This is a genomic window from Salinibacter altiplanensis (genome assembly GCF_002894645.1).
GTDB classification, from domain to species: domain Bacteria; phylum Bacteroidota; class Rhodothermia; order Rhodothermales; family Salinibacteraceae; genus Salinibacter; species Salinibacter altiplanensis.
The window spans coordinates 1-9,996 of the sequence record NZ_NCQY01000027.1; the positions used below are offsets into that span (position 1 = coordinate 1).

General features: G+C 64.0%; 8 protein-coding genes. 6 read left to right on the top strand and 2 right to left on the bottom strand.

The genetic code is table 11. From position 1 onward, the window contains the following. On the top strand, window positions 1–675 hold a 675-nt coding region (locus B7R93_RS11965), incomplete at its 5' end, for a TonB-dependent receptor (protein WP_157942287.1). Between the two features lie 377 nt (window positions 676–1,052). Here B7R93_RS11965 and B7R93_RS11970 read toward each other — a convergent pair. Both B7R93_RS11970 and B7R93_RS11975 read right to left on the bottom strand, forming a co-directional pair. Then, window positions 1,053–2,546 carry an alkaline phosphatase gene (locus B7R93_RS11970; RefSeq protein WP_232798378.1) on the bottom strand — a complete coding sequence of 498 codons (1,494 nt, stop codon included), beginning with the start codon at window positions 2,544–2,546 and terminating at the stop codon, window positions 1,053–1,055. Window positions 2,547–3,287: 741 nt separating this feature from the next. Then, the gene (locus tag B7R93_RS11975) at window positions 3,288–4,787 is read right to left on the bottom strand and encodes a S10 family peptidase (RefSeq protein WP_198598671.1); all 1,500 of its coding nucleotides are present in this window, start codon (window positions 4,785–4,787) and stop codon (window positions 3,288–3,290) included. Between the two features lie 73 nt (window positions 4,788–4,860). Between B7R93_RS11975 and B7R93_RS15550 the strand changes: the two genes are divergently transcribed. The 5 genes from B7R93_RS15550 to B7R93_RS11995 form a co-directional block, all read left to right on the top strand. Next, on the top strand, window positions 4,861–5,157 hold the full coding sequence (locus tag B7R93_RS15550; protein ID WP_232798379.1) for a hypothetical protein: 297 nt from the start codon (window positions 4,861–4,863) through the stop codon (window positions 5,155–5,157). A 433-nt stretch (window positions 5,158–5,590) separates the two neighbouring features. Further along, window positions 5,591–5,929, top strand: a complete 339-nt coding sequence (locus tag B7R93_RS11980; protein ID WP_103021000.1) for a hypothetical protein — start codon at window positions 5,591–5,593, stop codon at window positions 5,927–5,929. Window positions 5,930–6,135: 206 nt separating this feature from the next. After that, entirely contained in the window at window positions 6,136–6,543 is a 408-nt protein-coding gene (locus B7R93_RS11985; RefSeq protein WP_103021001.1) for a MerC domain-containing protein, read from the top strand. Between the two features lie 120 nt (window positions 6,544–6,663). Continuing rightward, complete coding sequence (locus tag B7R93_RS11990; protein WP_103021002.1) at window positions 6,664–7,878, top strand: GTP-binding protein; 1,215 nt, start codon at window positions 6,664–6,666, stop codon at window positions 7,876–7,878. A 295-nt stretch (window positions 7,879–8,173) separates the two neighbouring features. After that, on the top strand, window positions 8,174–9,996 hold a 1,823-nt coding region (locus tag B7R93_RS11995; protein ID WP_103021003.1), incomplete at its 3' end, for a TonB-dependent receptor.

Here is a 9,996-nt window from a genome sequence, read left to right on the forward strand (position 1 = left end):
GATCCGGAGCGGGCCTACAGCGCCGACGTGTCGGTGCGGGTCCGGCGCGATCGCCTGACCGCCGAGGTGACCGGCTATGTGAACGCCATCAACGACTACATCTTCCTGGAAAACACGGGCAATAAGGGGCCGAATGGAAACCTGCCCGAGTTTGCCGCTAGCCAGACCGATGCCGTCATCCCCGGTCTTGAGGCGAAGGTGGAAACGCAGCTGCGGCCGTGGCTGCACGTGGGCGGGCAGTTTACCGTCCTGGGCGGAACCGGCGACGGGCTCGGCAGCGACGGGGGGGATGGCGACCTGCCGTTGATTCCGGCCGACAACGTGCAGGGCTTCGTCCACCTGACGCCCAACGGGCAGGGGCCGCTCCGCAGCCCGCGGATCGAGGTGGACCTGAAACGCGGCTTCGACAAGGACGCGGCGGGGCGGTTCGAACCGTTCTCGCAGTTTGACGAAGGGTTCGGTCCCCCGTTTGGCACGGCGTCCACGAAGGCCTACACGACGGTCGACGCGTCCGCCGAAAGCCGCTTCGCGCTCGGCCTCGGTACACAGCCCTCCCTCCGCGTGGAGGTACGCAACGTGTTCGACACCGACTACCGCGACTTCCTGGACACGTACAAGGGCTACGCCCTGTCCCCGGGTCGCGACCTGCGCGTGAGCCTGTCGGTGCCGTTCTAGCCACCCGCGCATCGACGCCATTCTGACGCATTCCCGTTCCGACCGTGGACCGGCTGGGCTCGGCCATTTGCCGGCTCGTCGGTCCACGCCGGTTTACGGGTCCGTCGTACGTCTCACGCCCAAAGTCCCTTCTTCAGCATGAACCACAAGCTCCCCGTCACTGTCCTGTCCGGCGACTGGAGCTTCCCCGATAAAGTGGACAGTCCCAGACTATTATGCTGCGACAGGGGGGAGACGCTCCGAAGGGAGTGGTTGTTCTCGGAAGCACTTCTCTTCGCAGTTAACGGGTGATTGGTGGTCGAGGGCCGAGGGCAACCTACGGGGATTGTAGAATCCCTCAACGAAGTCGCCTTCTTTTGCCCCCGCCCCTCTCGCTCTCAGCCCTGCGCGTAGTCTCGCACCCCGGCCGACTCCACCATCAGGTCGAACAGGTCCGTGTTGCGCGTGAAGTCGCCGATCGCCTCGCTGCCGGGGCCCATCGCGGCGAGCTGTACGTAGTCGGCCGTGTGGTCGCCCCCGACCCAGTTGACCGACGTGTAGTTGGCCTGGATGGCCCCGAGTAGCAGGTCGGGATCGCTCTTCTCGCGGTAGGCCGCCTGGTACTCGCCCTGCAAGGCGTCCTGGATCAGTTCGGCCTCGTCGCGCCGGATCGGGAACTGCCACGCCTCCTCCACCCGGTCTTGGATCTGCCGGTAGGTGCTGTCCGCGTCGAGCTCCGAGAGGATCCAGCTGTTGGTGTACTGGAAGTCCGCAACCCGGTCAAACATCTTGGGCGAATCACTGTAGCGGTCGCCGGCGGCGTTGAGGCCCGGGTTGGCACAGCCGTGGTCGGTGGCGATGATGACGAGCGTATCGTCGCGGCCCTCGGCGAAGTCGAGCGCCGTGCCGATGGCCTCGTCGAACTCAACTTGGTCGTAGACGAGGCCGCCGGTGTCGTCCTCGTGCCCCGCGTGATCAACCCGTCCGCTCTCCACCTGCAGGAGAAAGCCGTCGTTGTTCTGCGAGAGGCGCTGGAGGGCCGCGTCGGTCATTTTGGGCAGGCGCGGCACCTGCTCCTGGTGCGCGGGAGTGTTCTGGTGATCTAAGGCGTAGGGCAGGTGCGTGTCGTAGAACGTTCCGAGAACAGAGCCCTCGTGCCCCCAGTCCCTCAGGTCCTGCTTCGACCGGGCCACCGTGTAGCCCTTTTCCTCAAACTCTTGGTGGAGGTCTCGCCCATCTTCCCGCTGGTCGGGGTCGAAGTGACGGGCCCCGCCGCCCATCAGCACGTCGTACTCGCGCTCCAGGTGCTGCGCGGCAATTTTGTCTTCGTTCCACCGGACGGGCATGTTGATGCCGAAGCCCGACGGGGTAGCGTGCGTGATCCGGGTGGTGGTGACGAGGCCGGTACCTCGCCCGGCGTCGCGAAAGATTTCGAGGATCGTCCGGTACTTCTCCCCCTCCTGGCTCATGTTGAGCGTCTCGTTGAACACGCGGTGGCCGGAGCCCCACGATGAGGCCGCTGCCGCGGAGCCAGTCACAATCGAATTGGCCGAGGCCATGTCCATGAGTCCGTGCCGCACGCGCCCCTCTTCGTAGAGACGCAGCCAGTTCGATCGCCGCCCGTGGTGGCGCCGGAGGTGCAGGTCCGCCATCGTAAGGGTGCCGGCGCTCATGCCGTCGCTCACCAGGAAGATGATGTTTTTGGCGTCGCCGGGCGCCTCGATGCTCGACACGTCGGTGCGGGGCTGCCCGTTCGCCGTGCCGACCATGCCGCCGGTGCCGAGGGCCAGGGTCCCAAGGACGCCGGTCTTCAAGAAGTCACGGCGGGAGGGCGCGTCGCTTTCTCCAGGGCTCTTTTCAGATCGAAGACGGTCGTGGTAGGTGTCGCTCACAGGTGGGGCGGGGAATTTGGTCGAAGGAACGGGAGACGCTTGAGGAGACGCTTCCCTCAGCCAGAAGAGATCACAGCGCGGTGCTTTCTTTTGCCATCAAATGGAGGCGGTTGCCAACATGATTGGTTTGACATGACTGGTTTGAGAGCATAGAGAGCAGTTCACAGGGATGCAGACTTGACAAGGCCAGGAGACTGAACTCGGCCTCATGCCCTGCGAGATTTGGCGCGTGGGCGATGGAGGCCGGTGAGATCATACAGCCGGAAACGGTTCTCCGACCAGAGTACGGCGCGCCCTCTGTGCCACCATCCTTGGAGGCTGCTCGCCGAAACCTCCCTCTCCCGGTCCCCTCGGGCATTCTCTTTGTCCTGGCCGATGATGTGGGGCAGGGAGATGCGAGCGCATGAGGGATGAGCGCACAAAACGCGGACCCGAAAATCCAAAGCGGCCCCGATCGGCTTCACTCCACCGCTGGCCCCCTCTTGCCGGTAGAGCGCACGGTACCGGAGGGCTGCGAGGGTCAGTACCACGTACGCGATCACTCGCAATCTGAGGAACTCAGTTCACCCGTTGCGGCACGGGAGCCCTCGACTGCCCACTTTGTCGGGTCAACTTTGCCGGGTCAACCCTGTCGGGCGAGCCTTATCGGGTCAACTCCAGGCACACGCTCCGCCGGCAAGACATCTCACGCAAGACATCTCGCTCAAGGCATTTCGCGCAAGATGTCTCACGCAAGATATTTCACTCAACAGTATCGGTCCGTTCGATAAACTCGGCCAACGTGTCGTGGAGGGGGGGCATTGTCTCGGGGCGAACGTACGGCATGTGCCCGGTCTGGAAGAACTCGTAGGAAATGTTCTCCTGCAACCGGTCGCCGATCGGAAGGTGCTGCATCTCGTAGACGCCCTCGTAGTAGGGGGTAGCCAGGTCGTAGTACCCGCCGGTCAGCAGCACGTCCATCTCCGGATTCTGCTTCATCGTTTCCGCTAGGTCCGGCATTACGCTCATGCCGACTCCAAATCCTCCGCGATCGAAGTTCCAGTCTTGGCGGTAGGCTGGGCGGTAGGTCATGCTGTGCCCGTAATCCAGCGTCTCCCGCATGTACTGGTTCAAGAGCGACACGTAGGCGGCACTGATGCCGGAGGTGTACGGGTCGTAGCTGGAGCGCTGGCTCAGCGGGTCCATCGTGGGGCCCGCGTAGCGGGTGTCCAGGCGGCCTGTCGTGACGTCCTCGTCCGCTTGCAGGCGCTTCCCAAACTCGCCGCCCCCGATCCGGAGGTCTGCTTTCTTGAGGAAGCTCACGGAGAGCCCGGTGTACTCGTGGAGGCGCTGGGCAATCTCCTCGAAGCGCTGCTCGCTTAGCGCATTGCCCTTCGACAAGGCACGAGCGTAGGGCCCCATCGCAAAGTCCTCTACCTCTTGCAGGAACGGCTCCAGCGCGTCGGGCTTGCTTGGAAGCTCGTCGTGGTACCACGCCGTGGCTGCGTAGGTCGGCAGCGCCAACTGGTAAGGGCGGTCGTTGCCCGGGTTGCGCTGAGGGTAGTCCACCGAGTTGGTGTAGTCCAGAATCTGGGATAGCATGATGATTCCGTTCAGGCTCACGTTCTTCTCGGTGGTGAGCATATTGGCCAGCACCGCCGAGCGGGTCGTGCCGTAGCTTTCCCCGAACAGGTATTTCGGGGAGTTCCACCGGCCGTGCTTGGTCAAAAACCGAGCAATAAAGTCTGCGAAGGCGCCGGCATCCTCGTCGACCCCAAAGAACTGGTCCGGCTCCCCGTGTCGGCTGAGGCGGCTAAATCCAGTCCCCGGCGCGTCGACGAAGACCAGGTCGGTCACGTCGAGCAAGCTGTTGGAATTCTCGACCAGCTGGTAGGGCGCGCCGCCCACGTTGGAGGTGTCCTCGCTGGCGACGCGAATCGGGCCGAGAGAGCCCATGTGCAGCCACATTGTGGCCGACCCCGGGCCGCCGTTGTACAGGAACGTGACCGGGCGCTGGGAGTCGTCCTCGACCTCTCGTTTGACGTAGGCCGTGTAGAACATGTGAGCGGTCGTGTCCCGCTCGCCGCTGAAGAGAGGGATCGTGCCAGCGACAGCGTTGTAGTCGATCTGCGTGCCGTCGACGGTGACGCTTCCCTGAGTCGTTTTGTCGGCCGGGATCGGGGAGATCTGTCGCCCGCCGTCCCCACGCTCCTGGGCCTGGGAAGGCAGGGCCCCAAGGGCCGCCCAGGTGAAAATCAGCAAGACAAGCGCTCTCGACAAGGAAAACACGCTCGACAGGCCGCGAAGTCCTTTGGGGGTACCGGGGGTGCTTATCATGGATTTGCAGGTCGCAGACTTATTGAAGGTTGCAGGCGTACAGGTGAAAGCTCAGCAGGTGGAAGCCCTGGCGCAGACGATGAACTGCGCAGGGGGTGATGAGCGTCGTGAGGGATGTCGTCGCTGTGGTTTTCTCTGCCGGAGTCCGGCGGAAAAGATGGGCTATCGGCCCAGTGGTCTGGCGAGGGAGCCCGGCGAGGGCGCAGCATTTTTCTTCGGATTGACTTTTTTCTTCGGATTGACTCCGGACTCGTGGCGTCTTAGGAGAGGCGTTCAAGAAGACAAGGAGTGGTAAAAAGCAAGGGGTAGTTACAAACGAAGTAGCGGCAAACGAAAATGCCGGTGCGCGGCGGGAGGAGACCATCAGGGCGTTTCGCCCGCGCTTTCACTTCTTCCGGTCGGGCCCGGGCCCTCTCTCTGCGTCCGTGCCCGGCTTGCACTGCCGAAGATGGGTGAGCTCGCACCGCTGCTGAAGGCACGATCTAGGCGGCGCTCGGCGCCCCGTCAGCGGAGGGTTCTCGGCATGTGGGTTTTCAGCACGTCGAAAGCAGTGTCGGCCCTGCGCGGAGGGGGGCATGGGACATCCGTCGCGGGGCGAGGCTCCTCGTCGCTTTTCAATCGAGACTTTCGTTTCCGTGGGACCAGTTCCCATCGGTGCGTGTGTAGTACGGCACACACGTCTCCGTGTATCGTTCCGGAGTTTTCCGCACACAATCCCGATTCTCTTCATGAAGCGGCTGAACTTCACGCTGGACGAGGATGCCGTCGACCTCCTCAACTCGCTCGCGGACCGCTACTACGAGGGCAACAAGTCACGCACCGTGCGCGCGGCCCTCGAAAGTCTCGCCTCGCACGCCGGGCACGACGGGTGGGTCATTACGGGGTATTCGCCCACGCGCCTCGACGCGGAAGCGGCCTGTCACTCCTGCGGCACGGAATACCAGCAGGGCGACGTGCTCTTTCGTCCCGTGTTCGAGCGGGGGGCCAGCCCGAACGCCCTGCAGCAGATCCCCTCCGAGACCTGGCTCGACTGCCCGAGCTGTGCGGAGGAGCGCCCGACGGCATGACTCGGGTCATACACACGATGCGGAAGGGGAGCCCCCTGTTTGGAGGCTGCACGGGGGAAGAGACCCGCTCCGCGATGGGCTTCTACGGGAGGAAAACATGAAGAAAACATGATCTACGGAAGGGCCAACGGCGCCTGTCCGGGATCGGAGGAACTGTCATACATACTTTAGTGTGTACCAGAGTGTGTTGACTCAGATTCTTCGCAATGCCCTCCGCTGATCGGATGCTCGCTCGCTGGATCGACTGGGATCGCCTCGGCATCGGTCTCTCAGGGCTGTGTGTGGTGCACTGCCTGCTGACGCCGGTGGTGATGTCGCTCCTGCCGCTGTGGCCGACCCTCCAGGCCGTAAATGCCTGGGTGCATCCGTCGCTCCTTGCGCTTCTCCTGCCCGTGATCGTGGGCGCGATGCGCCGCGCCCGACGGACAGGCCGCATCGCAACGGCTGCGTTGCTCGGGAGCGGCTTCCTGGTGCTCGTCGGTGCCTGGTGGGGACATGCCCTCTGGGGTCCCATCGGCGAGCGTCTCATCACGATCGCCGGCAGTGCCCTGCTCATCGGCGGGCACGTGCAGAACTGGCGCCGCCACCGCGCCTGCAAGGCCGTCTCGCGCTGAGCCGACCTCCTGCGCGAAGCCAGTTTCACACGCCAGGCCAATTGCGGAAGCAAAGCGATCTCTCGCGCGAGGTGAGCCTCCTCGTCGCAGCGTTCTTTCCTCCCACTTGTTGTCACTCCTATGCGTAATAAACTTCCTGTCACCGTCCTGTCCGGCTACCTCGGCGCCGGCAAGACGACGCTTCTCCAGCACATTCTGCACAACGCCGAGGACCAGCGCATCGCCGTCATTGTGAATGACATGGCGGAGGTCAACATCGACGCCTCCCTCGTCGAGGACCAGTCCGACCTCGTGCAGACCGAAGAAAGCCTGGTCGAGATGTCGAATGGCTGCATCTGTTGCACGATGCGGGAGGACCTGCTCACCGAGGTGAAGGCGTTGGCCGACGACGGCCGGTTCGACCACCTGGTGATCGAGTCGAGCGGCATCTCGGAGCCGATGCCGGTGGCCGTCACCTTCGACATGTCCGACGAGTTCGGGCACACCCTGTCCGAGATCGCAAAAATCGACACGATGGTGACGGTCGTCGACGCGGCTCGCTTCACCGAGGACTTCAACTCGACCGATCTGCTTGAGGACCGGGATCAGGACACCGGTCCCGACGACGACCGGACGCTGGTGGACCTGCTCACCGATCAAATCGAGTTTGCCAATGTCATTCTGGTCAACAAGACAGATCTCGTCTCCGACGAAGAGGTCGACTTTCTGACGAAGGTGCTGCGGACGCTCAACCCCGACGCCACGATCCTTCCCACGCAGCACTCCGAGGTTGCGCTGGACCGAATTATTGGCACGGAGGCGTTTGACTTCGAGGCGGCCCAGACGATGCCGGGGTGGATGAAAGAGCTCGACGGCGAGCACGTCCCGGAGACGGAGGAGTACGGCATCGCGAGCTTCACCTACCGGGCGCGGCGGCCCTTTCACCCCCGGCGCTTCTGGAACTTCTTTCAGAGCGAGTGGCCGGGCGTGATCCGCGCGAAGGGGTTCTTCTGGCTCGCCACGCGCAGCGACATCGTCGGCGAGCTGTCTCAGGCTGGGCGGATGCGGGAGCAGCGTCCCGCCGGGTACTGGTGGGCTTCAAGGCCAGAGGAGGAGTGGCCCGAGGACCCTCGTCAACAGGAGCGCATCCTGGACCGCTGGGATGAGGTCTACGGCGACCGGCAACAGGAGCTTGTCTTTATCGGAGTGGATGTGGATGAGGCTGAGATGCGGGCCAAACTGGAGGATTGCCTTATGACGGCGGACGAGGAAGAGACTTATCTCGATGCCCCGTCGTCCGTCTCGGATCCGTTCCCGTCCTGGCAGCCCGCAATTCCGCACCACCGGCACAACTAGTGCAGCGTCAACCGCGATGATTCCATTGCTGATCCGCGTGCGGGCGGGCAAACTACATTCTCCGCGTGAGGACTCTGTGTGAGAAGATCAGCCGGACGAGTCCGGCGCGGGACCTGTCCGGCAAGACCCTGGTCTCAGATTCCCTGGGCCGTGTCGTACCCCCAGCAGGGTGCCACCGGTAGGGTTCCATCCGTAGGGATCGTCTTTGGTCACCCCTCCCCTCCACGCATCAGCAGTCACCGGTCTGCCGGCTACGTGCTCCGTCGCCGTCTTCTCCGCGCCCCCTACCTTCCCTATGGTCCTTCCATCGATTCTCCAGCGCAGTGCAAACCAGAACCGTCTCCTGTGCGCGGGCCTGCCGCTTTTGTGCGTCTTCGTTTTGTTTGCTGATCCCGCGTCCGCGCAGACCCGAGGTGCCGTCGCGGGGCAGGTGACAACGCCCGACGGCGAGCCGCTCCCCGGCGTGCAGGTCGTCGATCCCACGTTGCAGCGTGGCGTGACGACGGGGCCGGACGGGCAGTATCGCCTCGACCGGCTGCCCACGGGCACCCACACATTGGAATACCGGTTTGTCGGGTTCCAGACGGCCGTGCAGGAGGTGTCGCTGGCCGCCGGAAAAACCGCTGAGGTCGACGTGGCGCTCCAGTCGCGCGTGCTGGAAACCGAGGGGGTGACCGTGACGGGCACGGCCCGCGCTCGCAGTACCCTCACCACCCCCCAGAGCGTCGATGTACTCAATGAGGAGGACCTCGACGTGAATCGCAGCGCCTCCCTCGGCGACCTTCTGTCCAACAGCGTGGCGGGCGTTTCGTCCATCAAAACGGGCTCGCAGGCGGGCAAGCCGGTCCTACGGGGCCTCTCGGGCAACCGCATCCGCGTGCTGAAAGACGGCATCGCGCAGGAGTACTACCAGTTCGGCGTGCGCCACTTCCCCACCACCTCCTCGAACGAGGCAGAGCGCATTGAGGTGGTGCGGGGCCCCAGCAGCATCCAGTACGGCTCCGACGCCCTCGGCGGCGCGATCAATGTCCTCACCAAGGACGCGCCGACCGCCGACCTGGGCGAATCTCGGGTTGGCGGCAAATTTCGCTCGCAGTACTTCACCAACAATGATGAGCGGGCCGTGGGGCTCGACCTTCAGGGCGCCCGGGGCCCGGTTGGCGTCCGTGCCGGGTTCGAGCGGCGGATCGCCGACAACTACACCGCGCCCGACGAGGCGACCTTCTTCGACACCGGTAACAAAGGCACCTTCGGCGATCCGAAGTACACCGATGAAATCCCGTTCACCAACTTTGAGCAATGGAACGGCTACGCGCAGGTTGGCACGCAAGGGGACTTTGGGACCGTGCAGCTCTACGGCGACTACTGGGTGAACCGCCACAATTTCCTGCTTCCCACCGGCGGGCCGAAGGGAAATGCGAACAACCCGCCCGATGGCCTCGGGCAGAACCTGGAGCACGGAAACCTGGTGGCGAAGGCCAACCTCGTGGCCGATGGCTTCGTCATTCGACCTCGCTTGAGCCTGCAGACCTCGATTCGACAGAGTGGGGCTCCCAACGGGGAGCAAACCCTTGACTTCATCGACGACAACGGTGGCTTCAACGACTTCGACTACCCGCTGGATCTGAAAACCGACATCTACACCGGCCGCCTGGAGGTGGTCCACCCCGAGATCGGGCCTGTGGGCGGCACCCTCGGGGCGGAGGTGCAGCGTCAAGACGCGAATACACGCGGCCTGGCCGAACTGCAGCCGACCGCCGACACCTGGAACGTAGGGCTCTTCGCGTTCGAGGAGATTGACCTGGCGCCATGGACCCTGAATGCAGGCATCCGGGGCGACGTTCGCACCATCGACGCGGAGCCGAACGATCGGACGACCGATTCGGATGCGCTGGAGAACGAGTACGTTACGCTGTCCGGCGCGCTGGGGGCGAACGTGAAGGTGGCCGACGGGATCGCGTTGGCTACGAATCTGAGCAGCGGCTTCCGCGCTCCGAGTATCTTCGAGCTGTACGCTAACGGAGTCCACGGGGGCGTGGCGGCCTTTCAGGTGGGCGACCCGGACCTCGATCCGGAGCGGGCCTACAGCGCCGACGTGTCGGTGCGGGTCCGGCGCGA

Bases quoted from the DNA above. Each gene is read 5' to 3' on its own strand.
- B7R93_RS15550 (WP_232798379.1), top strand. From the start codon at position 4,861: ATGGATTTGCAGGTCGCAGACTTATTGAAGGTTGCAGGCGTACAGGTG.
- B7R93_RS11980 (WP_103021000.1), top strand. From the start codon at position 5,591: ATGAAGCGGCTGAACTTCACGCTGGACGAGGATGCCGTCGACCTCCTC.
- B7R93_RS11985 (WP_103021001.1), top strand. From the start codon at position 6,136: ATGCCCTCCGCTGATCGGATGCTCGCTCGCTGGATCGACTGGGATCGC.
- B7R93_RS11990 (WP_103021002.1), top strand. From the start codon at position 6,664: ATGCGTAATAAACTTCCTGTCACCGTCCTGTCCGGCTACCTCGGCGCC.